This is a genomic window from Thiohalophilus thiocyanatoxydans (assembly GCF_004366735.1).
GTDB classification, from domain to species: Bacteria; Pseudomonadota; Gammaproteobacteria; order UBA6429; family Thiohalophilaceae; genus Thiohalophilus; species Thiohalophilus thiocyanatoxydans.
On the sequence record NZ_SOQX01000004.1, the window covers coordinates 121632 to 144886 of the forward strand.

Here is a 23255-nt window from a genome sequence, read left to right on the forward strand (position 1 = left end):
CGGGGTTGTCAACAAATACACCCGGTAGCCTATAGGTGTATAGTAACCGGTGTGATCGCAACACAAGGGTGATGAAAATCAACTTGCTGAAACTGCTGAGTCGGCTGAGCTTTTTGTCGGAGAAGCGTCGCCTGCAATGGTATCCGCCCTTCTGGCTGATGCGGGTGAAAGTTCTGGAGTTGAGTGACGACTGGCGCCGGATTCGGTTGCTGTTACCCTTGAACATGATTTCGCGTAATATGGGCGGGTCGATGTTCGGGGGATATCAGGCCGCGTTGTCGGATCCGATTGCCGCCCTGGCCTGCGCCAAACGCTTTCCCGATACCGCCGTCTGGACCCGGGTGCACGAGATTGATTTTCAGCAGGTCGGCAACAGCGATCTTGAATTGCGTTTTGAGTTCCCACCTGATCTGGAAGCACGTATCCGCGAGGAGCTGGCGCAGCGGGGTCGCAGCACGCCCACCTTCGAGTATGCCTTTTACCGGACCGACGGGGTGCGTTGCAGTGTGGTCAAAAGTACCGTGGCCATTCGTCCTCGCGGTTATCTGCACAACAAGTCATGACGGGACAGTGATCGGATTAACAACGCTATGAGCAATACGATTCATCCAGCTGCCATCGTCTCGAGCGAGGCCAGGCTGGGTCAGGGTAACGAGATCGGCCCCTTTGTGGTGATTCACGATGATGTGGTACTGGGGGATAACAATGTCCTGCACAGCGGCGCGGTGTTGCATGACGGCACCCGACTGGGCAGTGGCAACCGGCTGCATGAGCATGCCGTGATCGGCGGCTTGCCCCAGGATCTGGGGTTTGACCCCGCCACGCCAAGCTACGTGGAAATCGGCGACCACAATGTGCTGCGCGAGGCGGTGATGATTAATCGCGCCAGCCAGGAGGGTGGGGTTACCCGAGTGGGAGATCACAATTATCTGATGAACGGAGTCCATCTCGGTCATGATTGTGTCCTGGGTGATAATGTGATCATCGCGCCCTACGCCGCCCTGGGCGGTTTTGTCAGCGTGGCCGAACGGGCCTTTATCTCCGGCGGGGTGATGGTTCACCAGTTCGTGCGGATCGGCCGGCTGGCGATGATCGGCGGCAACAGCAAGATCACTCAGGACGCGCTACCCTACATGATCACCGATGGCATGCCGGGTCGGGTGCGGGGACTGAACGTGGTTGGACTCAAACGGGCCGGGTTCAGAGCCGAGGATCTGCGCAGTCTCAAACAGGCCTATCAACTGCTGTTTCGCAGTGGAACAGAGCTGGAGGCGGCGGTGGCTAAACTGCGGGATCTGTCGCCGGCGCCGGCCGCTGAGCTGGCCGGCTTTATTGCCGACTCGCAGCGGGGCTTTCATCGAGACAAGGGTTGAGTGGAATCAAATACGCGGGGCAATGGCTTTATTTCCCGTATGATCAACAGTTAAAATAGCTCGACGAGGTTTTTGTATCCCGGGTTCGGGCCAAACGCATATTGCGTGTAACCGATTGAAAAGTGGACATAATATTCTTATGGATTCAGCCAACGCCGCAACAGCCGAAAAGAAGGGCAGTTATACTTATGATGAACTGATTCAGTGCGGTCATGGGGAACTGTTCGGCCCGGGTAATGCCCAGCTGCCGTTACCGCCGATGTTGATGTTCGATCGTATTACCCACATCAGCGACAGCGGGGGCCAGTTTGATAAGGGCGAGATCATCGCCGAACTGGATATCAACCCCGATTTGTGGTTCTTCAAATGTCATTTCGAAGGAGATCCGGTGATGCCGGGCTGTCTGGGACTGGATGCCATGTGGCAGCTGGTCGGGTTTTTCCTCGGCTGGATGGGCGGCCCGGGCCATGGTCGGGCGCTGGGCGCCGGTGACGTCAAGTTTACCGGCCAGGTGACTCCCGATTGCAAGCTGGTGACTTACCGGGTGAATCTCAAGCGACTGATTATGCGTAAGCTATACATGGGCATCGCCGATGCCTCTCTGGAAGTCGACGGCCGTGAAATCTATACTGCCGAGGACCTGCGGGTCGGACTTTTTACCTCCACTGACCAACTTTAAGCAGTTTATCTGAACATGCCATTACGACGCGTTGCTATTACCGGTCTCGGAATTGTCTCCAGTATCGGCAATAACCGGGAGGAAGTTACCGACTCCCTCCGCCAGGGCCGTTCCGGTATTCGTTTCAATTCCGAATATGCCGATCTCGGATTCCGCTCGCAAATTGACGGGCCGATTGATCTGAATCTCGATGAGATGATTGATCGCAAGCTTAAACGCTTCATGGGCGATGGCGCCGCGTTCAATTACCTGGCCATGGAACAGGCGATTGCCGATGCCGGCCTGGAAGAGAATGAGATATCCAATCCGCGCAGCGGCTTGATCGTCGGTTCCGGCGGGCCCTCCACCCAGAACATTGTGCAGGCGGCGGACATACTGCGCGAGAAAGGCGTGCGCAAGGTCGGCCCCTATATGGTGCCGCGTACCATGTCCAGCACCAACTCCGCCTGTCTGGCCACGCCGTTCAAGATCAAGGGTGTCAACTACTCTATCAGCTCCGCCTGCTCTACCTCGGCACACTGCATCGGCAATGGTTACGAGCTGATCCAGATGGGCAAGCAGGACATCGTCTTCGCCGGCGGCGGCGAGGAAGTACACTGGACCCTGTCCGTGTTGTTCGATGCGATGGGGGCGCTCTCCGCCAAATATAATGATGCGCCGGAAACCGCTTCGCGCACCTATGATGTCAACCGTGACGGCTTTGTCATCTCCGGTGGTGGCGGCTTGCTGGTGCTCGAAGAGCTGGAACATGCCAAAGCCCGCGGTGCGACCATTTACGCCGAGCTGGTCGGCTACGGCGCCACCTCCGACGGATTCGATATGGTGCAGCCCTCCGGTGAAGGGGCGGTGCGCTGCATGCAGCAGGCCCTGCAGGAGGTGGAAACCCCGGTGGACTACATCAACGCCCACGGTACCAGCACCCCGGTGGGGGATATCCGCGAACTGGAAGCCGTCAAGGAGGTCTTCGGTGACAACATGCCGGCCATCGCCTCGACCAAATCCCTCACCGGTCACGCCCTGGGCGCCGCCGGCGTCAACGAGGCGATCTATTCGCTGCTGATGATGCAGGAGAATTTCCTTGCCGCCTCGGCCAATATCCAGGAACTGGATCCCGGCGCCGAAGGCTATCCCATCGTCCGCGAACGCCAGGACGACGCCAGTATCAATTGCGTCATGTCCAACAGTTTCGGTTTCGGCGGTACCAACGCCACCCTGGTGTTCCAGCGTTATAACGACGAGTGAACTTCTCTAACTGAGCCCTTTTACCTGCTGCTGGAGAATGGTCCGCGAATAAACGCCTATGCACGCAAATGAATTGATTTTTGATTTGCGTGCATTGGCGGACTCGATGGGTTTTTAAGTATCCGGTGGCGAGCCTGTAGTCAGTTTATGCCAGCTGCAAAACTTCCCAAACCTGTCCGCTTCTTATTGTGGGTGCTGATTTTCGCGATGGTTTATTTTGGTGCCCAGCAGTACCAGAAACGGAATCTGGTCAGCGGCACGGTGCCGGAGTATATCGCCCCCATGCTTCAGGGAGCGGAGTTTGATTCGCGGGATATCGAAGGCAAGCCTTATATCCTGCACTTCTGGGCCAGCTGGTGTCCGATTTGCCGTTTTGAGCAGGATACTATTCAGGCATTAAGTCGTGATCATCAGGTGATCAGCGTGGCCATGCAATCGGGGGATCGGACTGAAGTTCAGGCATACATGCGGGAACATTCGCTGAATTTTATGACACTGCTTGACGAGGAGGGGCTGCTGGCGAGACGTTTCGGCATCAAGGGGGTACCGACGACCCTGCTGGTCAATAGCGAGGGTGAGATTGTCTTTCGCGAGATCGGTTATAGCACTGAATGGGGGCTGCGTTTACGCATGTGGCTGGTGGATTGATCCTCGCCAGTCGATGAGGCCTGATTATGCTTCCAGCTTCTCCTTGAGCGCCTCGATAGCCTGAGCCATGTCTTCGCTGGATTGCTGGCTGATGTAGTTTAACAGGGGCAGAAGCTGTTGCATCAGGCTGCCCAGATGGGGTTTGAGCAGGTCCTGCTTGCCTTCCTCGATCAGCTTGAGTGCCTGTTCGATATCCAGATGTGCCGCGCCGCTGTCCTTGCGCTGTGAGTGGGCGACGACCTGGTTGCCGCCGGCTTCCATGGCTTTGTTGAGGTATGTCTCGGTTTCGGCGACCAGGGTTTTAATATCCGATTGCTCGGTCAGGTGTGGCTCGAGCAGGCCGATGCTGACGGTTATATGCAGTTGTTGTTCGCCGCTATTAAAGCTCAGTGCATTGATCTCACTGCGCATGCGTTCCGCCAGCAGGGACGCATCCTCTGTGCTGGTGTCGCGCAGTAGCATGGCAAACTTGGCCAGTCCGACCCGGGCCAGCATGTCTTCCTTGCGTACCAGTGGTGTCAATGTCGCGCTGATTTTCTGCAGTATCTGATCCATCAACGCCTTGCCGTTGCTGATAAAGAGTGAATTGAAATTATCAATGTCCATGCGTAACAGGGTGAACTGGCCGCCATGACGCTTGAAATAGGCCAGACACTCGTCCGCCGCGCGACAGAAATAGGTTTGACCACCCAGCCCGGTGACCTGATCGACGGCGGTTTGTTGCTCCAGTTTGTCAGTTGTTTCAGTAAGCTTGTGTGTGGTCTGTTTGAAATTGACATGCGCCTTGGCGCGGGCCTGTAACTGCACCGAATCGAAAGGCTTGGTGATAAAGTCCGAAGCACCCTTGTCCAGAGCCAGCTGTTTGGTCTGGTCATCATCCTCCTTGCCGGTAATGATAATGGCCGGCAGTTCCCTCAGGTGGGGATCGTCGGCGGAGCGCATGCGTTCCAGCAGCCCAAAACCGTCCAGGTAAGGCATGGACAGGTCGGTAAAGACCACCTGAATTTCGGGATCGTTGGTCAGATAGGTCCAGGCATCCTCACCATGGTCGGCTTCAATCACGTGATAAGCGGTGCCCAGGACCTTGGTCATGGCCTTGCGCATTACACGGGAGTCATCAACGACCAGGATGCGGGGGGAGTTGTTATTATCGTCTGCCATTCAGGGGTATCGTTTTGAAATAGAATGCCGAATTTATTGTGTCAATCAAGCATATCCGGATACTCTGTCATGGGTAAAGGGTAATTCGCAGGCCTGACGGCGCAGCGACAAAGTCGCTTGCTCTCCTTGTCGGCAGGTCCGGAGAATCCTTGATATTGTCTGTCTCGGAAAACGCGATAAGCTCGTTTGTTTTGCCAAACAGAGGAGTACGCCATGGTGTTTATGTACTGTCATCCCGGTCTCTGCGGGCTGATGCTGCTCATCGGCACGCAGACCCTGCTGGCCGACGAGCTGGAACAGCGTCGGCGTGAGGCGGCGCATCCTGCCACCGACGTGACGCGGTTGCAGGAACTGGCCCGCGATGCCGATTGGGCGGTGCGCCAGCGCGTCAGCCGCAATCGCCGCACACCCCCCGAACTGCTGCACCAGCTGGCAGGGGATGATCATCCGCAGGTCCGTATCGGGGTGGCGACCAATCTTGATACCGGGGAGCGGACGTTTTTGAAACTGGCCCGCGATCCGGACCCGTCGGTCCGCAGTGTGGTGGCACGATTTGAGTATGTGCCGGCGTCGGCGCTGGCGATCCTGGCGGGGGATGCCGAAGGCGAGATCCGCTATGAAGTGGCCCGTAATCTGAATACCTCCACGGCGACCCTCAAAAAACTGCGTGACGACCCGTTGCCCGAGGTGAGCCAGATGGCGCGACTGAGCCTGGCCAGGCGCCATGAAGAGGCGGGCGAATAGGGGATTCTGAGGTTCTGGTCGGGTGTGGAGCACCCGGCTGACCCATCGTGGTGCGTGGCAGTAAGCCACTGCACGCAAACAGGGCATTTTGTGCCGGCTGTCGGTCCCGCGGTTCACTCAAGTCCCTGTTAAACCGGGCAGCGTCGAAGTGGTGCGTATCTTGCTACATCCTGAACCAACTTTGAGCAGATTCAGGATAACAAGATGGAAAACTTTCAGACCGCCACTGACGTGTTGTTCATACTGCTGGGCGCGATCATGGTGCTGGCCATGCATTCGGGCTTTGCCTTTCTTGAGGTCGGTACGGTGCGCAAGAAAAACCAGGTCAACGCCCTGGTCAAGATCATCACCGATTTTGCTGCCTCGACCATCGCCTATTTTTTCATCGGCTACGCGCTTGCCTACGGCAGCGGCTTTTTTCAGGCGGCTCCCGCACTGACCGCCGCCAGCGGCTACGAGCTGGTCAAGTTCTTCTTTTTGCTGACCTTCGCGGCAGCGATTCCGGCCATCATCTCCGGCGGGATCGCCGAGCGGGCCCGTTTTTACCCGCAACTGGCTGCGACGTTTATTATTGTGGCGCTGATCTACCCGTTGTTCGAGGGGATGGCGTGGAACGGCAACTTCGGCCTGCAGGCCTGGCTGGCTGCGACGTTTGGCGCCGGCTTCCATGATTTTGCCGGTTCGGTGGTGGTGCACGCGGTCGGCGGCTGGCTGGCGCTGGGCGCGGTGCTGATGCTCGGCAGTCGCCACGGGCGTTACGGCAAGGACGGGCGGGCGACAGTCGCCCATCCGCCCTCCAGCATTCCGTTTCTGGCGCTGGGCGCCTGGATCCTGACCGTCGGCTGGTTCGGTTTCAACGTGATGTCGGCGCAGAAGGTGGGCGACATCAGCGGGCTGGTGGCGGCCAACTCACTAATGGCCATGGTCGGCGGGATCCTCGCCGCGCTGGTCATGGGCAAAAACGACCCCGGTTTCGTGCACAACGGGCCGCTGGCCGGACTGGTCGCGGTGTGCGCCGGTTCGGATATCATGCACCCGCTTGGTGCACTGGCCACCGGGGCAGTGGCCGGGGCGCTGTTCGTCTGGGCCTTCACGCAGGCCCAGAACAAATGGCGTATCGACGACGTGCTCGGGGTCTGGCCCCTGCACGGACTTTGCGGGGCCTGGGGCGCCCTGGCGGCCGGGATCTTCGGGCTGGAAGCGCTCGGCGGGATGGGCGGGGTGAGTTTTCTCTCCCAGCTGGTCGGAACCCTGATCGGGATCAGTATCGCGCTGCTGGGCGGCTTGCTGGTCTATGGCCTGCTCAGGGCGACTGTCGGAATCCGCCTCACTCAGGAAGAGGAGTACCGCGGCGCGGATCTGAGCATCCACAAGATCGCCTCCGAATCGGTCATCGACTGAGTGGGGTGTCAGGTTGAGCGCTCGCCGGGCGTTGCGTCGGCGCTCAGGATCCGCTCGGCGGCTTCTTTGGCCGCATCGGCATAGGGCACCAGCACCAGGTCGATGCCGTCGCGTTCGAACAGTTGGGCGTCGTGTCGGTGGGCAGTGGAGAGCGCAATCCGCCCGTGATAGCCCTGCTGGCGCAGGCCGCTGAGCAGCATCCGGTTGATGCCCCGATCCCGGATGGTGCTGATCACCCAGCGCACCCGATCCAGGGGCAAGGTGGCGAGAAACTCCGGATCCTCGGCATCGCCGTAACGGGCGGCGTAGCCTTCGCGGGTATGCAGGCGCACCACCTCGGGGTCGAAGTCCACCGCGAGGATCCGGTAGCCGTGGCTGCGCAGGTTGGCCGCCACGGCCGCGCCGAAGCGTCCCAGGCCGAACAACAGAATGCTGGCCTCCCCGGCATCCCCCGCCGCCTGGCCCGACTCCCGGTAAGTGACCTTGCGTTCGAAGATCCCCAGATACGGGGCGAGGCGATCGTACAGCGGATGCGAGTAGAGAATCATATAGGTCGAGAGGCTGATGGTAATGAGCCCCACCAGGGTGATCAGGCCGACGGTCTCCTGACTCAGGTGGCCGAGGCTCAGTCCCAGGGCCGCCAGGATGAGTGAGAACTCACTGATCTGGGCGACTGCCAGGCCGGCCAGAAAACCGGTGCGCTTGCGATAGCCCATGTAGCCCATGATGGCCATGACGATCAGCGGGTTACCGATCAGCACGAAGACCGAGAAGAGCCCCGCCGCGCCCAGCTGGGCCCCGAGGGTGCCCAGTTCCAGGCCGGCGCCCAGTTCGATGAAAAAGAACAGCAACAGAAAATCGCGCAGGCTGACCAGCCGCGCCGCCACCAGTTCCCGGTAGGGGGTCGAGGCGATGGAGATGCCGGCCAGAAAGGCGCCCACTTCCTTGCTGAAGCCCAGCGCATCCCCGGCGGCGGCACCCAGCACCGCCCAGGCAATGGCAAACAGCATCAGCAACTCCGCCGAATGAGCCAGACGATGCAACAGGGGCGGCAGGATATAGCGCATCAACACGGCCACGGTGACCAGCATCAGGGCGCCCTTGAGCAGAATGAACAGCGCTTCCTGGGCCATATTGAGATCGGCGCTGGACTGGCCGAAGGCGGTCAGCGCAATCATGACCAGTACTACCACGATGTCCTGGACGATCAAAAAGCCCACCGCGATGCGCCCGTGCAGGGAGTCGAGCTCGCGCTTGTCCGACAGCAGCTTGACGATGATGATGGTGCTGGAGAAGGTCAGCGCCACGGCCACATACAGGGCAGTGATGTGCGCCATGCCCAGTGCCAGACCGATGAGATAGCCGATCACCGAGGTGAAAATCACCTGGCCCAGGCCGGAGATCAGCGCCACCGGGCCGACGCTGCGAATGATGTGCAGATCCAGTTTCAGGCCGACCACGAACAGCAGCAGGGCGATGCCCAGGCGGGCGAACAGCTCGATTTCGCTGCTGTGGGTGACCCAGCCCAGTGCCGAGGGCCCCAGCAGGATCCCGACCGCGATAAACGCGACGATCAGCGGCTGGCGCAGAAACTGGGCCAGGGCGCCGACGGCGGCGGCCAGACCGATAATCAGGCCAAACTGCAAGAAAATATTCTCCAGCACGGTATCCGGTCGCCTCATGCGATGTCAGCCTGTTGGCATTGTGCCAGTGTCCGGCGGGACTGTCGCGCGGGGAATCAAATGGCGGGATAGCTGGAAACGCCGAAGTGAAAATGCTACCTTTGCGCTCCCGAAATCGACTGGTTAAAAAATGGGCAAGCTACACATACGCACTTTCGGTTGTCAGATGAACGAGTACGACACGGCCAAGATGGCTGACGTGCTGCGGGCGTCGCACGGCCTGGAGTTGACCGATCAGGTCGACGAGGCCGAGGTGCTGCTGCTCAACACCTGCTCGGTGCGCGAGAAGGCACAGGAGAAGGTCTTCTCCCACCTGGGCATGTGGCGCGAGCTGAAACAGGCCCGCCCGGAGCTGGTGATCGGCGTCGGCGGCTGCGTCGCCAGCCAGGAAGGGGATGCCATTTTGACGCGCGCGCCCTATGTGGATCTGGTCTTCGGGCCGCAGACCCTGCACCGTCTGCCGCAGATGCTGGATGATGCCCGGGCCCGCAAGCGCTCGGTAGTGGACATCTCCTTCCCCGAGATCGAAAAGTTCGATCACATGCCCGAGCCGCATAGCGACGGGCCGAGTGCGTTTGTCTCCATCATGGAAGGCTGCAGCAAGTACTGCAGCTTCTGCGTGGTGCCCTATACCCGTGGCGAGGAGTTCAGCCGGCCGTTCGACGATGTGATTGTCGAGGTGGCGGAGCTGGCGGCCGACGGCGTGCGCGAGGTGACCTTGCTGGGGCAGAACGTCAATGCCTATCGCGGGGTAATGGACGACGGCGAGATCGCCGATCTGGGCCTGCTGATCCAGTATGTGGCCGCCATCGAGGGGATCGATCGGATTCGCTATACCACCTCCCATCCGCTGGAGATGAACGAGAGCCTGTTCCAGGCCTATGCCGAGGTGCCGGAGCTGGTCAGCCACCTGCATCTGCCGGTGCAAAGCGGCTCGGACCGGATCCTGGCGCTGATGAAACGCAAGCACACCGCGATGGAGTACAAGGCCACCATCCGTCGCCTGCGCGAGGTGCGCCCCGACATCAGTCTCTCCTCGGATTTTATCGTCGGTTTTCCCGGCGAGAGCGATGCGGATTTCGAGGCGACCATGGATCTGATCGCCGAAATCGGCTTCGATCACTCGTTCAGTTTTGTCTACAGCCCCCGGCCCGGCACCCCGGCCTCATCCCTGCCCGATGATGTGCCGCTGGAGGTGAAAAAACAGCGTCTGGCCATTTTGCAGGATCGCATCAACCAGCAGGCGGCCGAGATCAGCCGCAACATGATCGGCACCACCCAGCGGGTTCTGGTCAGCGGCCCTTCCCGGAAAGATCCGGGCCAACTCGCTGGCCGCACGGCCAACAATCGTGTGGTAAACTTCAAGGGTGATCCCGAACTGGTCGGTGAGTTTGTCGACGTGAGTATTACCCAAGCCATGCCCAACTCCCTGCGCGGCGAACTGCTTAGCCAGTCCGTCCGCTGTGCCTGATTGCCCATACCTTTTATTAAGATAACCAAGATCCCGTCTTGACCAGCCACGCTTTTTCCACCGATATCGTTCTCGAACCCGCTGATAACCAGCGGCTGGCGAACCTGTGCGGTCAGTTCGACGAACATCTGCGCCAGATCGAACGGCGCCTGGGCGTGGAGGTGAACAACCGCGGCAACAACTTTCGGGTAATCGGCGACAGCCGTTCGGTGCAGGCGGCCGGCGAGGTCCTGCGCGATCTGTACGCCGAAACCGAACACCAGACCCTGAATCCGTCCCAGGTTAACCTCCATTTACAGGAGTCGGGCGTGGATGCGCTGGTGGCGGATATCACTCCCATCGACGAAGTGATACTGACCACGCCGCGCGGATCGGTGCGCGGGCGCGGCCCCAACCAGAAGCAGTACCTGAGCAACCTCAAGGATAATGATCTCAATTTCGGCATCGGTCCGGCCGGGACCGGCAAGACCTATCTGGCGGTGGCTGCCGCGGTGCAGGCGCTGGAACGCGAGGAAGTGCGCCGGCTGGTCCTGACCCGTCCCGCCGTGGAGTCGGGCGAGCGCCTCGGCTTCTTGCCCGGTGATCTGGCACAGAAGATCGATCCCTATCTGCGCCCGCTCTATGACGCACTGTATGAAATGCTGGGCTTCGAGAGCGTGGCCCGGCTCATGGATCGTAATGTCATCGAAGTGGCGCCGCTGGCCTACATGCGCGGGCGCACCCTGAATGAATCGTTCATTATTCTGGATGAGGCGCAGAACACCACCGTGGAGCAGATGAAAATGTTCCTGACCCGCATCGGTTTCGGTTCCACGGTGGTGGTGACCGGCGACGTGACCCAGGTGGATTTGCCGCGCAACCAGCAATCGGGGCTGCGTCAGGTGATCGAAGTGCTGAAGGACGTGGAGGGCATCAGCTTTACCTTTTTCAATGCCAAGGACGTGGTGCGCCATCCGCTGGTGCAGCGCATTGTCCAGGCGTACGAGGCGCGCGGCGAAGACCCGCTGCCATGAGTATTGAGGTGGAGGTGCAGCGGATCGCTGCGACCGGCCCGAATGAGGCGGATATCCAGCGCTGGGTCAGCGCGGCCCTGCACGCCGACAAGCGCCAGGATGCGGAATTGACGGTGCGGATTGTCGATGCAGCCGAAAGCGCCGAACTGAACGAACAGTACCGGCACAAAAGCGGGCCGACCAATGTGTTGTCGTTTCCGTTTGAGTGTCCGCCCGGGGTGGAACTGGATTTGCTGGGCGATCTGGTAATTTGTGCCCCGGTGGTAGAGCAAGAGGCACAGCAACAACACAAGGATGAACAGGCCCACTGGGCCCACATGGTAGTACACGGCACCCTGCATTTACTGGGGTATGATCATCTGCAACAGGATGAAGCGGAAGAGATGGAGAGCCGGGAAATCAGCATCATGAACGAGCTGGGGTATACGAACCCTTACCGACTGGATGAAGAACAATGAGCGAAGATCGATCGGGAAGTCCCGACAAAGAAAGCAAACCGCACAAGTCGTGGCTGGAGCGCCTGGGTCAGGCCCTGCAGGGCGACCTCAAGGACATGGACCAGCTGCTGGAAGTGCTGCATGAGGCGCATCGCAACCAGGTGATCGATATCGATGCCCTGGCCATGATCGAGGGTGTCCTGCAGGTTTCCGATATGCAGGTGCGCGACATCATGATCCCCCGCTCGCAGATGACCGTTATCGAACGCGACGCTGAACCACAGGCGATTCTCAATACGGTAATTGAATCGGCGCACTCGCGCTTTCCGGCGGTGGGTGAGAGCAAGGACGATGTGATCGGGGTTTTACTGGCCAAGGATCTGCTGCCCTACTTTCTGGAAGGGGAACAACCGCGGCTGAATATCCGCGACATCCTGCGCCCGGCCGTGGTAATTCCCGAAAGCAAGCGTCTCAATGTGTTGCTCAAGGAGTTTCGTGCCAACCGTAACCATATGGCGATCGTGGTGGATGAATACGGCGGCGTGGCCGGCCTGGTCACCATCGAGGACGTCCTGGAACAGATCGTCGGCGAGATCGAGGATGAGCACGACTTCGAGGAAGACACACAGATCCTGCAGCATGAAAACCATACCGCCACCGTCAAGGGCATTACGCCGATCGAGGACTTCAACCGCCATTTCGGTACCGATTACAGTGACGAGGAATTCGATACCATCGGCGGGCTGGTGATCAATCAACTGGGCCACTTGCCCAAACGCGGCGAAGAGATCGAGCTGGCTCATCTGCAGTTTCGCGTGTTGCGGGCCACCAATCGTCAGGTGCATCTGCTGGAAGTTCGCCAGCTCGATGTGCCGGCCAGCGAACCAAACGTGGGTCAAACCGGTTCCGCGGGTGGCAATTAAAGATACCTTAAACCGGCGCTATTTACTGGCGCTGCTGGCTGGTGCCAGCTTGCCCCTGGCCTTTGAACCGCTGGCTTTTATCCCGCTGGCCTTTCTGGCGCCGGCCTTGCTGTTCTATTTATGGCTGGAGGCGACACCCCGTCAGGCCATGATCAGCGGCTACCTGTTCGGAGTGGGGCTGTTCGGGATCGGCGTGTCATGGGTGTATGTGGCTATTCACGAATTCGGCCATGCACCGGTGCCGCTGGCGGTTTTACTGACGACGTTGTTTGTCGCCTTTCTCGCTCTCTATTACGGCCTGCTGGGTTATCTGGCGGCGTATCTGCATCAGCGACTTGCCGGATACCGTTATCAGCGCGTGCTGACGCTATTGCTGCTATTCCCGGCCCTGTGGGTGTTGCTGGAATGGGTGCGCAGCTGGTTTTTAACCGGCTTCCCCTGGCTTAATATCGGCTACAGCCAGATCGATAGCGGCCTGAGCGGGTTTGCCCCCTTGCTGGGCGTGTATGGTCTGAGCTGGCTGACCCTGGTTGGCGCGGCACTGTTATTACTGTTGTTACTGAACCCTGTTCGGCGCAGGCAGCTGGGTTTGTTGGCGATCTTTGTCGGGCTGCATTTAACGGGTTTCGGCTTAAAGCAGCTGGCCTGGACCGATCCACAGGGTGAACCATTACAGGCGGCGCTGATCCAGGGCAACCTGCCCCAGGAAACGCGCTGGAACCCGGAAGCCTTGCAGACGCGACTGACGCGGTATGCGGAGCTTACCGAGCAGCATTGGGACAGTGATATCATTGTCTGGCCGGAGAATGCCGTGAGCACGTTCTATCATTATGTCGAGGACACCTATCTGGCGGAACTGGGGCAACGCGCACGCAAAAACGGGACGGATGTGGTACTGGGCTTGCCGGTAATGGATCGGGACAATAACACCTATTACAGCAGTATGATCAGTGTGGGGCGTCACCCCGGCATGTACCACAAGGTTCATCTGGTACCGTTTGGCGAATATGTGCCGTTGGAGTCGATACTGCGCGGGACGATTGCGTTCTTTGATCTGCCTATGTCCAGTTTCAGCCCCGGCGATCGTGAGCAGCCATTATTACAGGCCGGCGGCCAGCCCGTTGCGACTACCGTGTGTTATGAGGATGCATTCGGTGAGGAGGTGATCCGCCAACTGCCCGAAGCGACGCTGATGATCAATGGTAGCAACAATGCCTGGTATGGCAATTCGTTTGCCCCCCATCAACATCTGCAAATCGCCCGCCTGCGCGCGCTGGAGACCGGCCGGCCGCTGTTGCGTGCGACGACTAACGGCGTGAGCGCGCTGGTGGATCATAAAGGTACGCTGATGGCGCGCTCGAAACAGTTTGAAACCGATGTCGTGCGCGGCGAAATCCAGCCCCGGAGGGGGAGCACACCCTATGTCCGGTTTGGCAATCTGCCGGTCCTGATGTTGCTGTTGGTCGCCGGCGGGTTGATACTTTTCCTGATACTGAGATCGCGTCAGAAAAACTGAACGCGTTTTTGACGCTTGCTACGACACGTGTTGCGGCGGACTGCCGGAACATCCCCTCACTCAACCGGGTATGAGGTCAAACATGGAAGGTATCAGTGATATTGCAATAGTCGGCATCGACGAAAATCGCCCGCCACGGCTGCTCAAGGGACCGTATATCAATCTGTATTTCAGACTCAGCCACGCCGCGCCGAAGGCATGGTGCGATGACTTTAACCAGTTGATGGCCAAAAAGACCTATGCGGCCAAAATCAAACCGGATGTGGGCCTGTTCATCGAGACCTGGGTGCGTAAGCCCGAAGAGGTGGAACCCTCACTCGAGGAGCTCAAGAAGACCGTCAAACTCTGTAGCGAGCGTTATATCAAGCGCATTGAGGCCGAGCTCAATGCTGCCGGGCATGACCACGGAAGCCTGGACGATGAAGGGGAGCAGGGGCGCCTGAACCGGATCGTTGCCGGTCTGAATTTTGACACCCCGGAGAAGTAAGCCGGCGTTTATCTCTCGGGCTGGAAACAGTCCGGCCTGTCGGTGACACACTAATCCGGTGTGTTGAATGCCCGATCACTTTGATGTTACGCAGTACTATCGCGCCTTCCGAGATACGCCGTGAATACCGCCTTGTCGACTCGACGGCCACGCAAGGCGCGGCAGCATCTCATACCGTTATGGGTATTCGGAGAATGTTTATTTAATAAATACGCTCAAAGGCCGCGGCACTGAAACCGTTCAGGCGTTTGTCGCCGACCATAATGATCGGTACGGAGCTGCCGCCCAGGGCGCGGTAGTCCCGTTTTCCTTTCTCGGTGGTTTCCACATCATATTCCGTGAAAGCGATGTTGTTCTTTTGAAAGTAGTTACGTGCCTTTTTACAGTAGCCGCACCAGCGGGTGCTGTAGAGGACAACCTGCTTGTCGCTGGCGGTATTCTCGCTTCGCCCGGAGTATGGCGAGGCGGTAATTTGCGGGCTGGTGTAGGAGTTGATGCGGACCTTGACCTCGCTGGCCTTGCCTTCGGACGGCGGCTTGTCGGAAAAATGGACGTTGCCGTTGTCGTCCACCCATTTGTAAATGCCGCCGCCGGCACTCGCCGGAGCGCTCGACAGTCCCAGGGCAATGATGATGCTGAACAGTAGTTGTTTCATGCTGGTACCGTCCCTGGTCTGCATCGTTGGGTGATCAGGCCTGCTGCTGCGGGCCGAAGTATTTCTTGAAGACGGTGCCCTGGCACTTGGGGCAGGGCGGAATGTGCCCCGGCTTTTCAAAGTGCAGCATTTCGCCGCACTGCTTGCACTGCAGAATGCCGATCCCGGTGATCTCCCCGGTATGCCATTCGCCGACCCGGCGGGCCCGTTCGGCGAGCATATCCAGCTCCAGCCGGGTGCGATCGGCCACGGCAGCGAACATCTCGGCGAACTTGGACTCGGCGAATTGCAGATCGAACTGCAGCCACTCCCTGAGCTGACGGCCGTTCTCGCTCATGAAATCGGCGGCCTCTTCCACGTCGCGGCGTACATATTCGCGGACTCTTTCGGCTTCTTCCCGGCTGAGTTCCCCCAGATCCGAGGCCTGCTGCATCGCCTGGTCGAGGCGCTCCTTGAGCGGTGGCAGGGCCTTTTCCTCCACATCGGTCCACGCTTCGCGCAGGTGTTGCATCATATCGTGGTAGGCCCTGGTCAGCCGATCCTGTGTGTCATTCATGGTGTGGCGTCCTTCATTTATCGACTCGGTAGTCTTTATCTTGGGTCGGTCGGACGAGAGTTGCAAGCCCCGCGGGTGAATATGGCGGTTTTGCCCGGCGGGCGGGCGGAGTAGAATAGGCCGCTTATCCCTATCCGAAGATCAACCGAAGCAGCGAGCGAATGGACGAACAATACCGCCCCGAACAGATCGAACAGGCCGCCCAGCAGTACTGGGAAGCGCAGCAATCCTTCAAGGTCAGCGAGGACCCGGACAGGGAAAAATTCTATTGTCTGTCCATGTTTCCCTACCCGAGCGGCCGCCTGCATATGGGCCATGTTCGCAATTACACCATCGGGGATGTGATCAGCCGTTATCAGCGCATGCAGGGCAAGAATGTGCTGCAGCCGATGGGCTGGGACGCCTTCGGCCTGCCGGCGGAAAACGCGGCCATGCAGAACCGGGTGGCCCCGGCCGCCTGGACCCGGCAGAACATTGATTACATGCGCACCCAGCTCAAGCGGCTGGGGCTCGGTTACGACTGGGATCGGGAGCTGGCTACCTGCGACCCCGACTATTACCGCTGGGAGCAGTGGCTGTTTACCAAACTGTATAAAAAGGGTCTGGTTTACAAGAAGACCTCGCCGGTCAACTGGTGTCCCAACGATCTGACCGTGCTGGCCAACGAGCAGGTGATCGAGGGCAAGTGCTGGCGCTGCGACACGGCGGTGGAACGCAAGGACATCCCGCAGTGGTTCATGAAGATCACCGCCTATGCCGACGAGTTGCTCGAGGAGCTGGATAACCTGGAGGGCTGGCCGGAGCAGGTGCGCACCATGCAGCGCAACTGGATCGGCAAGTCCAACGGGGTGGAGATTGCCTTCGATCTGGCCGAACGCAAGGAACGGCTGAAAGTCTTTACCACCCGCCCGGATACCCTGATGGGCGTCACCTACATGGCGGTGGCGGCGCAGCATCCGCTGGCGCAGGAAGCAGGTGAGGGCTATGCCAATGTGGCGGCTTTTATAAAAGAGTGCGAACAGACCGGGACCGCCGAGGCGACGCTGGAGACCCTGGAGAAAAAAGGTATCGATACCGGTTTCAAGGCGGTGCATCCGATCAGCGGCGATCGGATCCCGATCTATGTCGCTAACTTCGTGTTGATGAGTTACGGCGAGGGCGCGGTCATGTCGGTGCCGGCGCACGACCAGCGCGACTGGGAATTTGCCCGCGCCTACGGTCTGCCGATCCGGCCGGTGATCGCGCCGCTGGACGGTGAGCTGCCCGATCTGAACCAGGGCGCCTTCACCGACAAGGGCCGGCTGATCAACTCCGGCGAGTTCGACGGGCTGACTTCCGACGCGGCGTTCGAGCGGATTGCGGATTATCTCAAGCAACAGAAGCGGGGCGAAAAGCGGGTGACCTACCGGCTGCGCGACTGGGGGGTCTCCCGCCAGCGCTACTGGGGCGCGCCGATTCCGATCATCCATTGCAAACAATGCGGCGAAGTGCCGGTACCGGAAAAGGATCTGCCGGTGGTGTTGCCCGAAGAGGTCAACTTCGAGGGCGTGGTCGGCTCGCCGCTCAAGCAGATGCCCGGGTTTTATAACACCCGCTGTCCCAAATGCGACGGCAAGGCCGAGCGCGAAACCGATACCTTCGATACCTTCATGGAGTCGAGCTGGTATTACGCCCGTTACGCCAGTTCGAACAACGACCAGGCGATGCTGGATGAGCGGGCCGATTACTGGCTGCCGGTGGATCAGTACATCGGAGGGATCGAGCATGCCATTTTGCATCTGCTCTATGCCCGCTTTTTCAACAAGCTGATGCGCGACGTGGGGCTGATTCACAACGCGGAACCGTTTACCCAGCTGCTGACCCAGGGCATGGTCCTCAAAGACGGCGCCAAGATGTCCAAGTCCAAGGGCAACACGGTGGATCCCCAGGCGCTGATCGAAAAATACGGCGCCGATACCGCCCGGCTGTTCATGATGTTCGCCGCGCCGCCGGAACAGTCCCTCGAATGGTCCTATGCCGGGGTGGACGGCGCCTACCGGTTTCTCAAACGGCTCTGGGCGCGGGTGGTGCAACATGTCGAAGGCGGCCCGGCCGAGGCGGTGGATCCCGACGCGCTGAGCGATAAACAGAAAAGCCTGCGCCGCCAGGTGCACGAGACCATCGCCAAGTGCACCGACGACATGGGCCGGCGCTTTACCTTCAACACTGCGATTGCCGCGGTGATGGAACTGATGAACGCGCTGGGCAAGTTCGAGGATGACTCGGCACAGGGTCGGGCCGTGGCCCAGGAAGCGCTGGAGACGGTGGTGCTGTTGCTCTCGCCCATCGTGCCGCATATTACCCACGTGCTGTGGCAGGCACTGGGATATGATGGGGCCGTGGTCGAACAACCCTGGCCCCGGGCGGATGAGTCGGCCCTGGTGCGCGAAGAGGTCGAGCTGGTGGTGCAGGTCAACGGCAAACTGCGCGGGCGTATCAGTGTGCCGGTGGATGCCGGGCGCAACCAGATCGAACAGGCCGCCCAGGAAGAGGAAAATGTGCAACGCTTTATCGAGGGCAAGGGGATCATGAAGGTGATCGTGGTACCGGGTAAACTGGTCAATATTGTGGTGAAGTAGATGCGCATTCCAATGACATGGCCGCGTAATGCGCTGCTGTTGCTGCTGGTGCTGAGCCTCGCCTTGCCGGCCTGCGGCTTTCGCCTGCGCGGCGCGGTCGATCTGCCGCCCGCGATGGAGCACGCGGCGGCCGAGGGCGTGGCACAGTATTCTGCGCTGGGCGAGGCGCTGGCCCGCTCCTGGCAACAGTCCGGGGGCAGGCTGGATTTTGATGCGGATGCCGAGTCCGCCCGTACCCGGCTGACCATCACCCGCGACGACCTGTCGCGCCGCACGCTGTCGGTGGACAGCGCCGGGCGGCCGAATGAATATCAGCTGACCTACAAAGTGGCTTTTGAACTGTTCGATGCCGACGGCGAGCCGTTAATGGAGAGCCAGTCGGTCAGTGTGAATCGGGCCTATCAGTTCAATCCCGACAATAGCCTGGCCATGGCGGACGAGGAGGAGCGACTCGAGCAGATCCTGGCCGAGGAGGCGGCCGTGCAGATGTTGCGCCGTATCACTTTCCAATTGCGCCAGTCCGCAAAGACCCCATCGCCGTCGACTCCGGCGGAGCGTGACGATGAGACTGCGCGCTGAGCAGATCCCCGCCCACCTGCAAAAGGGCCTGGCCCCGGTCTATCTGATCAGCGGCGATGAGCCGTTTCAGCTGGATCAGACCGTGGGGGCCATTCGCCAGCAGGCGCAGCAGCAGGGGCACACCGATCGCCAGGTACTGCACGCGGACGCCCGCTTTGACTGGCACAGTCTGGGGGCCTCGGCCGCCAATCTGTCGCTGTTCGCCGAAAAGCAGCTGATCGAACTGCGCCTGCCCACCGGCAAACCGGGGGCCGAGGGCAGTAAGGCCCTGCTGGCCTATCTGGAGAACCCGCCGGCGGATACCGTGTTGCTGATCATCAGTGCCAAGCTGGATAAACAGCAGCAGAACAGCAAATGGTACAAGGCGATCGATCGGGCCGGGGTGACGGTGGCGGTGTGGCCCATCGAGGCGGCGCAGCTGCCCGCCTGGTTGAAGCAGCGCATGGCCCTGCGCGAGATGCAGCCCAGCGAGGCGGCGTTGCAAATGCTGGCGGATCGGGTCGAGGGCAATCTGCTGGCCGCCGATCAGGAGCTGGAAAAGCTGCGCCTGCTCAGCGGCGGCGGGGCCATCGATGCCGAGCAGGTGGCGGCGGCGGTGGCCGACAGCGCCCGTTATGATCTCTTCTCGCTGGTGGATGTGATCCTGAGCGGGGATCTCGCCCGGGCCCAGCGGATGTTATTTGGCCTGCGCGCCGAGGGGGTCGAGCCGATCCTGGTGCTCTGGGCCCTGAGCCGGGAAATCCGCGCCCTGGCGGCGATGGCGGCGGAGCTGGAGACAGGCCGGCCGATCGCCGCGGTCATGCAGCAACACCGGGTCTGGGACAAACGCAAGGCGCCGGTGGGGGCCGCCCTGCGGCGCTATTCCCGGGCCGCCGACTGGCAGGCGCTGCTGCGCCATTGCCGACATATCGATTTTTGCATCAAGGGGCAGGCGGCAGGCGCCGAGTGGGAGGAGTTGTTACAATTAACCGCAGCGCTGGCCGGTACCCCGCTATTCGAGTCGGGGCAAGCCAGCGGCTGATTATTCACCGACAGGTAAGACGAAAAACGATGGACGCGAAAGTCGATATCAAGCAGTACATGATTCAGCTGGGCCGCCAGGCTCGCCAGGCCTCGCGGGCCATGGCGCGCGCCGGCACCAACCAGAAAAATACCGCCCTGGAGGCGATTGCCGGGGCCCTGGAGGCCGGGCGCGAGACCCTGCTGGCCGCCAACCGGAGCGATCTGCAGGCCGGGCGGGACAAGGGGCTGGACGCGGCCCTGCTGGATCGCCTGGAACTCAATGACGAGCGCATCGCCGCCATGGCCGAGGGGCTGCGCCAGATCGCCGCGCTGCCCGATCCGGTGGGCGAAATCAGCGAGATGGCCTACCGGCCCTCGGGCATCGAGGTGGGCAAGATGCGGGTGCCGCTGGGCGTCATCGGCATCATTTACGAATCGCGTCCCAATGTCACCGCCGACGCCGCCGCCCTGTGTCTCAAATCCGGCAATGCCGCGATCCTGCGCGGCGGCTCCGAGGCCGAGCACTCCAACCAGGCCATTGCCGCCTGTATTCATCAGGGCTTGCAGCAGGCGGGGCTGCCCGACGAGGCGGTGCAGGTGATCGAGACTACCGATCGCGCCGCGGTCGGGGAACTGATTACCATGCCCGAGTTCGTGGATGTGATTGTGCCGCGCGGCGGCAAGGGGCTGATCGAGCGCATTACCGCCGATTCCCGGGTGCCGGTGATCAAGCATCTGCACGGCGTCTGCCACGTCTATATCGACGAGCGGGCCGATGTGGACAAGGCGGTCGCGGTCGCCTTCAACGCCAAGACCCAGCGCTACGGCACCTGCAACACGATGGAAACTCTGCTGGTACACAAAGCGATTGCCGATCAGGTCTTGCCGCAACTCGGCCGCCTGTACCAGCAAGAAGGCGTCGAGCTGCGCGGCTGCGAGGCGACCCGCGCCCTGTTAAAAGAGGCGATCGCCGCCACTGAAGAAGACTGGGATACCGAATACCTGGCGCCGATTCTGTCGATCCGGATCGTGGACGATCTGGATGCCGCGATCGAACATATTCATGTTCACGGTTCCGGCCATACCGAATCGATTATGAGCGAGGATATCGGCCGGGCACGGCGCTTTCTCGCCGAGGTGGATGCCAGCTCGGTGATGGTTAATGCCTCGACCCGTTTTGCCGACGGTTTCGAATACGGCCTGGGCGCCGAGATCGGGATCAGCACCGACAAGATCCACGCCCGCGGGCCGGTCGGCCTGCACGGTCTGACCTCGCAGAAATACATCGTCATCGGTGATGGTCATATAAGACAATGACCATCGCAGTGACGAGTTACGAGGGACGAGTGACGAGGAAAACATTGTGATATTAATGCCCTCGTCCCTCGTCCCTCGTCCCTTGGCCCTGTACTTATGATTGGGATTCTTGGCGGGACGTTCGATCCCATCCATTACGGTCATCTGCGGCCGGCGCTGGAGATACAGGAGGCGCTGGGGCTGGAGGCGGTGCGGTTTATTCCCAGCGCCGAGCCGCCGCATCGGGACAAACCGCAGGCGTCGGCGCAACAGCGGCTGATGCTGGTGCGCGAGGCGATCCGCGATCAGCCCGGGTTCGTGCTTGATGATCGGGAGCTGCGTCGCAGTGGCCCTTCCTACATGGTCGATACCCTGCAGAGTCTGCGCGAGGAGCTGGGCTCGCAAACGCCGCTGGGTCTGATCCTGGGCCTGGATGCCTTCCTCGGTCTGGAAAGCTGGTCGCGCTGGCAAAGCCTGTTCGAGCAGGCCCATCTGCTCATCACGCACCGCCCGGGCTGGTCGTTGCGGGATCTGCATGCCGGTTCAAGCCTGGCCGGTGAAATCGAGACGCGCTTTGCCGAACCGGAACGACTGGCGCGCCAGCCGGCGGGCAAGCTCAGTTTCCAGGCGGTCACCCAGCTGGATATTTCCGCCAGCGGCATCCGGCAACAGCTGGCCGAAGATCGGGACATCCGCTATCTCTTGCCGGACGGAGTCTATGAATTGATTAAAACACAGCACATCTACGGGTAAACAGAGACGATGAATGAGGAACAACTGACACAACTGGTGGTGGACGCGATCGAGGACGTCAAAGGGGCCGATATCAAGGTGCTCGATGTCCGGGGCAAGTCCAGCGTGACCGATATCATGGTCATGGCCACCGGCAACACCGCGCGACAGGTCAAGGCCATTGCCGACAGTATTGTGGTCAAGGCCAAGGCCGGCGGTGTCAAACCGCTGGGCATGGAAGGCGAACAGCATGCCGAATGGGTTCTGGTCGATCTCGGTGATGTGGTGGCGCATATTATGCAGCCGTCGATTCGTGACTTTTACAATCTGGAAAAGCTCTGGGGCGAGGACAGCCCGAAGGCGGTCGAAAAATAATCCGGCTGTTTTGTTCAGGCAGTATACCGTTGTCTCAGGCCGGGACAGGTCTACTACCGCTGACACTGCATACGCCGAAGATGGCCGCTTTATATAGTGCAGTGTTTGTCGGCGGTCATCCACCCGTGGCGAACGAATCCGCTCGAACCGGAATATCCTGATCCTTTAACGATAACCAGCAGGCAGGCATGCAGATTCATCTTCTGGCGGTAGGCAGCAAAATGCCCGGCTGGGTAGAGCAGGGGTATGAGGAGTATGCCCGGCGCATGCCGCCCGAATGTCGTCTGAACCTGGTCGAGATTCCGCTGGCCAAACGCGGCAAGACCAGCGCCGTCGAACAGCTCAAACAACAGGAAGGTGAAAAGCTGCTGGCGGCGGTGCCGAAAAATACCGCTCTGTGGGCACTGGACAGCCAGGGCCGGAGCTGGTCCACCGAACAACTGGCCGGGCGGCTGACCGAGTGGCTTCAGGGCGGGCAGGATGTCGCCCTGCTGATTGGCGGACCGGACGGGTTGTCCCGTGATTGTTTGCAACAGGCCGGTGGCCGCTGGTCCCTCTCCCCCCTGACCTTGCCTCATCCGCTGGTGCGCATTATTGTGGCAGAACAGTTATACCGGGCCATGAGCATCATCAAGCACCACCCGTACCATAAATAGCGCCCGTTC

Annotated in this window: 24 protein-coding genes; 20 read left to right on the forward strand and 4 right to left on the reverse strand. The window is 60.2% G+C overall.

The annotated features are described in order from the left end of the window. Nucleotides 1-71: 71 nt before the first annotated feature. The 5 genes from EDC23_RS08815 to EDC23_RS08835 all read left to right on the forward strand — a co-directional run bounded on the left by EDC23_RS08815 (nucleotide 72) and on the right by EDC23_RS08835 (nucleotide 3942). Nucleotides 72-563 (forward strand): PaaI family thioesterase, encoded by a 492-nt coding sequence (locus tag EDC23_RS08815; protein WP_134083658.1) that lies wholly within the window; start codon nucleotides 72-74, stop codon nucleotides 561-563. Between the two features lie 27 nt (nucleotides 564-590). Further along, entirely contained in the window at nucleotides 591-1373 is a 783-nt protein-coding gene (gene lpxA / locus EDC23_RS08820; RefSeq protein ID WP_134083660.1) for an acyl-ACP--UDP-N-acetylglucosamine O-acyltransferase, read from the forward strand. A 139-nt stretch (nucleotides 1374-1512) separates the two neighbouring features. After that, a complete protein-coding gene (fabA, locus tag EDC23_RS08825) occupies nucleotides 1513-2052 on the forward strand; it encodes a 3-hydroxyacyl-[acyl-carrier-protein] dehydratase FabA (protein WP_134083662.1) in 540 nt (179 codons plus the stop codon). Between the two features lie 15 nt (nucleotides 2053-2067). Beyond that, nucleotides 2068-3294, forward strand: coding sequence for a beta-ketoacyl-ACP synthase I (fabB, locus tag EDC23_RS08830; protein ID WP_134083664.1), 1227 nt, complete (start codon nucleotides 2068-2070; stop codon nucleotides 3292-3294). A gap of 147 nt (nucleotides 3295-3441) precedes the next feature. Further along, nucleotides 3442-3942, forward strand: a complete 501-nt coding sequence (locus EDC23_RS08835; protein ID WP_134083666.1) for a protein disulfide oxidoreductase — start codon at nucleotides 3442-3444, stop codon at nucleotides 3940-3942. Between the two features lie 24 nt (nucleotides 3943-3966). On the opposite strand, the gene EDC23_RS08840 is transcribed toward EDC23_RS08835, so the two are convergent. Next, entirely contained in the window at nucleotides 3967-5103 is a 1137-nt protein-coding gene (locus EDC23_RS08840; RefSeq protein WP_134083668.1) for a GGDEF domain-containing response regulator, read from the reverse strand. Nucleotides 5104-5316: 213 nt separating this feature from the next. Here EDC23_RS08840 and EDC23_RS08845 point away from each other — a divergent pair, with 213 nt between their 5' ends. Next, nucleotides 5317-5847 carry a variant leucine-rich repeat-containing protein gene (locus EDC23_RS08845; RefSeq protein WP_134083670.1) on the forward strand — a complete coding sequence of 177 codons (531 nt, stop codon included), beginning with the start codon at nucleotides 5317-5319 and terminating at the stop codon, nucleotides 5845-5847. Between the two features lie 204 nt (nucleotides 5848-6051). Beyond that, nucleotides 6052-7248, forward strand: a complete 1197-nt coding sequence (locus tag EDC23_RS08850; protein ID WP_134083672.1) for an ammonium transporter — start codon at nucleotides 6052-6054, stop codon at nucleotides 7246-7248. A gap of 8 nt (nucleotides 7249-7256) precedes the next feature. Here EDC23_RS08850 and EDC23_RS08855 read toward each other — a convergent pair whose 3' ends face one another. After that, entirely contained in the window at nucleotides 7257-8930 is a 1674-nt protein-coding gene (locus EDC23_RS08855) for a cation:proton antiporter (RefSeq protein WP_134083674.1), read from the reverse strand. Between the two features lie 130 nt (nucleotides 8931-9060). Here EDC23_RS08855 and miaB point away from each other — a divergent pair, with 130 nt between their 5' ends. The 6 genes from miaB to EDC23_RS08885 all read left to right on the forward strand — a co-directional run bounded on the left by miaB (nucleotide 9061) and on the right by EDC23_RS08885 (nucleotide 14777). Next, nucleotides 9061-10401 (forward strand): tRNA (N6-isopentenyl adenosine(37)-C2)-methylthiotransferase MiaB, encoded by a 1341-nt coding sequence (gene miaB / locus EDC23_RS08860; protein ID WP_134083676.1) that lies wholly within the window; start codon nucleotides 9061-9063, stop codon nucleotides 10399-10401. A gap of 38 nt (nucleotides 10402-10439) precedes the next feature. After that, nucleotides 10440-11414 carry a PhoH family protein gene (locus tag EDC23_RS08865; RefSeq protein ID WP_134083678.1) on the forward strand — a complete coding sequence of 325 codons (975 nt, stop codon included), beginning with the start codon at nucleotides 10440-10442 and terminating at the stop codon, nucleotides 11412-11414. Next, nucleotides 11411-11872 carry an rRNA maturation RNase YbeY gene (ybeY, locus tag EDC23_RS08870; RefSeq protein WP_134083680.1) on the forward strand — a complete coding sequence of 154 codons (462 nt, stop codon included), beginning with the start codon at nucleotides 11411-11413 and terminating at the stop codon, nucleotides 11870-11872. The genes EDC23_RS08865 and ybeY overlap by 4 nt, the downstream gene beginning before the upstream one ends. Continuing rightward, entirely contained in the window at nucleotides 11869-12774 is a 906-nt protein-coding gene (locus EDC23_RS08875) for an HlyC/CorC family transporter (RefSeq protein WP_134083682.1), read from the forward strand. Before ybeY ends, EDC23_RS08875 begins: the two co-directional genes overlap by 4 nt. After that, complete coding sequence (gene lnt / locus EDC23_RS08880; protein WP_243830752.1) at nucleotides 12764-14290, forward strand: apolipoprotein N-acyltransferase; 1527 nt, start codon at nucleotides 12764-12766, stop codon at nucleotides 14288-14290. The genes EDC23_RS08875 and lnt overlap by 11 nt, the downstream gene beginning before the upstream one ends. 82 nt (nucleotides 14291-14372) lie before the next feature. Next, nucleotides 14373-14777, forward strand: a complete 405-nt coding sequence (locus EDC23_RS08885; protein ID WP_134083686.1) for a hypothetical protein — start codon at nucleotides 14373-14375, stop codon at nucleotides 14775-14777. Between the two features lie 202 nt (nucleotides 14778-14979). Here EDC23_RS08885 and EDC23_RS08890 read toward each other — a convergent pair whose 3' ends face one another. Continuing rightward, nucleotides 14980-15432, reverse strand: coding sequence for a glutaredoxin family protein (locus EDC23_RS08890; protein ID WP_134083688.1), 453 nt, complete (start codon nucleotides 15430-15432; stop codon nucleotides 14980-14982). Nucleotides 15433-15466: 34 nt separating this feature from the next. After that, nucleotides 15467-15988 (reverse strand): zinc ribbon-containing protein, encoded by a 522-nt coding sequence (locus EDC23_RS08895; protein ID WP_134083690.1) that lies wholly within the window; start codon nucleotides 15986-15988, stop codon nucleotides 15467-15469. Nucleotides 15989-16149: 161 nt separating this feature from the next. Between EDC23_RS08895 and leuS the strand changes: the two genes are divergently transcribed. The 7 genes from leuS (at nucleotide 16150) to rlmH (ending at nucleotide 23246) form a co-directional block, all read left to right on the forward strand. Beyond that, complete coding sequence (gene leuS / locus EDC23_RS08900; protein ID WP_134083692.1) at nucleotides 16150-18606, forward strand: leucine--tRNA ligase; 2457 nt, start codon at nucleotides 16150-16152, stop codon at nucleotides 18604-18606. Nucleotides 18607-18618: 12 nt separating this feature from the next. Further along, complete coding sequence (locus tag EDC23_RS08905) at nucleotides 18619-19185, forward strand: LPS-assembly lipoprotein LptE (protein WP_166668820.1); 567 nt, start codon at nucleotides 18619-18621, stop codon at nucleotides 19183-19185. Further along, entirely contained in the window at nucleotides 19169-20206 is a 1038-nt protein-coding gene (gene holA, locus EDC23_RS08910) for a DNA polymerase III subunit delta (RefSeq protein ID WP_134083696.1), read from the forward strand. The genes EDC23_RS08905 and holA overlap by 17 nt, the downstream gene beginning before the upstream one ends. A gap of 29 nt (nucleotides 20207-20235) precedes the next feature. Continuing rightward, nucleotides 20236-21504, forward strand: coding sequence for a glutamate-5-semialdehyde dehydrogenase (locus EDC23_RS08915; RefSeq protein WP_134083698.1), 1269 nt, complete (start codon nucleotides 20236-20238; stop codon nucleotides 21502-21504). Between the two features lie 96 nt (nucleotides 21505-21600). Beyond that, nucleotides 21601-22236, forward strand: coding sequence for a nicotinate-nucleotide adenylyltransferase (gene nadD, locus EDC23_RS08920; protein ID WP_134083700.1), 636 nt, complete (start codon nucleotides 21601-21603; stop codon nucleotides 22234-22236). Between the two features lie 9 nt (nucleotides 22237-22245). Further along, nucleotides 22246-22590 carry a ribosome silencing factor gene (gene rsfS, locus EDC23_RS08925; protein ID WP_134083702.1) on the forward strand — a complete coding sequence of 115 codons (345 nt, stop codon included), beginning with the start codon at nucleotides 22246-22248 and terminating at the stop codon, nucleotides 22588-22590. A 188-nt stretch (nucleotides 22591-22778) separates the two neighbouring features. Beyond that, on the forward strand, nucleotides 22779-23246 hold the full coding sequence (rlmH, locus tag EDC23_RS08930; protein ID WP_134083704.1) for a 23S rRNA (pseudouridine(1915)-N(3))-methyltransferase RlmH: 468 nt from the start codon (nucleotides 22779-22781) through the stop codon (nucleotides 23244-23246). Nucleotides 23247-23255 lie beyond the last annotated feature (9 nt).

Bases quoted from the DNA above. Each gene is read 5' to 3' on its own strand.
- EDC23_RS08815 (WP_134083658.1), top strand. From the start codon at position 72: ATGAAAATCAACTTGCTGAAACTGCTGAGTCGGCTGAGCTTTTTGTCG.
- lpxA (WP_134083660.1), top strand. From the start codon at position 591: ATGAGCAATACGATTCATCCAGCTGCCATCGTCTCGAGCGAGGCCAGG.
- fabA (WP_134083662.1), top strand. From the start codon at position 1,513: ATGGATTCAGCCAACGCCGCAACAGCCGAAAAGAAGGGCAGTTATACT.
- fabB (WP_134083664.1), top strand. From the start codon at position 2,068: ATGCCATTACGACGCGTTGCTATTACCGGTCTCGGAATTGTCTCCAGT.
- EDC23_RS08835 (WP_134083666.1), top strand. From the start codon at position 3,442: ATGCCAGCTGCAAAACTTCCCAAACCTGTCCGCTTCTTATTGTGGGTG.
- EDC23_RS08840 (WP_134083668.1), bottom strand. From the start codon at position 5,103: ATGGCAGACGATAATAACAACTCCCCCCGCATCCTGGTCGTTGATGAC.
- EDC23_RS08845 (WP_134083670.1), top strand. From the start codon at position 5,317: ATGGTGTTTATGTACTGTCATCCCGGTCTCTGCGGGCTGATGCTGCTC.
- EDC23_RS08850 (WP_134083672.1), top strand. From the start codon at position 6,052: ATGGAAAACTTTCAGACCGCCACTGACGTGTTGTTCATACTGCTGGGC.
- EDC23_RS08855 (WP_134083674.1), bottom strand. From the start codon at position 8,930: ATGAGGCGACCGGATACCGTGCTGGAGAATATTTTCTTGCAGTTTGGC.
- miaB (WP_134083676.1), top strand. From the start codon at position 9,061: ATGGGCAAGCTACACATACGCACTTTCGGTTGTCAGATGAACGAGTAC.
- ybeY (WP_134083680.1), top strand. From the start codon at position 11,411: ATGAGTATTGAGGTGGAGGTGCAGCGGATCGCTGCGACCGGCCCGAAT.
- EDC23_RS08875 (WP_134083682.1), top strand. From the start codon at position 11,869: ATGAGCGAAGATCGATCGGGAAGTCCCGACAAAGAAAGCAAACCGCAC.
- EDC23_RS08885 (WP_134083686.1), top strand. From the start codon at position 14,373: ATGGAAGGTATCAGTGATATTGCAATAGTCGGCATCGACGAAAATCGC.
- EDC23_RS08890 (WP_134083688.1), bottom strand. From the start codon at position 15,432: ATGAAACAACTACTGTTCAGCATCATCATTGCCCTGGGACTGTCGAGC.
- EDC23_RS08895 (WP_134083690.1), bottom strand. From the start codon at position 15,988: ATGAATGACACACAGGATCGGCTGACCAGGGCCTACCACGATATGATG.
- leuS (WP_134083692.1), top strand. From the start codon at position 16,150: ATGGACGAACAATACCGCCCCGAACAGATCGAACAGGCCGCCCAGCAG.
- EDC23_RS08905 (WP_166668820.1), top strand. From the start codon at position 18,619: ATGACATGGCCGCGTAATGCGCTGCTGTTGCTGCTGGTGCTGAGCCTC.
- holA (WP_134083696.1), top strand. From the start codon at position 19,169: ATGAGACTGCGCGCTGAGCAGATCCCCGCCCACCTGCAAAAGGGCCTG.
- EDC23_RS08915 (WP_134083698.1), top strand. From the start codon at position 20,236: ATGGACGCGAAAGTCGATATCAAGCAGTACATGATTCAGCTGGGCCGC.
- nadD (WP_134083700.1), top strand. From the start codon at position 21,601: ATGATTGGGATTCTTGGCGGGACGTTCGATCCCATCCATTACGGTCAT.
- rsfS (WP_134083702.1), top strand. From the start codon at position 22,246: ATGAATGAGGAACAACTGACACAACTGGTGGTGGACGCGATCGAGGAC.
- rlmH (WP_134083704.1), top strand. From the start codon at position 22,779: ATGCAGATTCATCTTCTGGCGGTAGGCAGCAAAATGCCCGGCTGGGTA.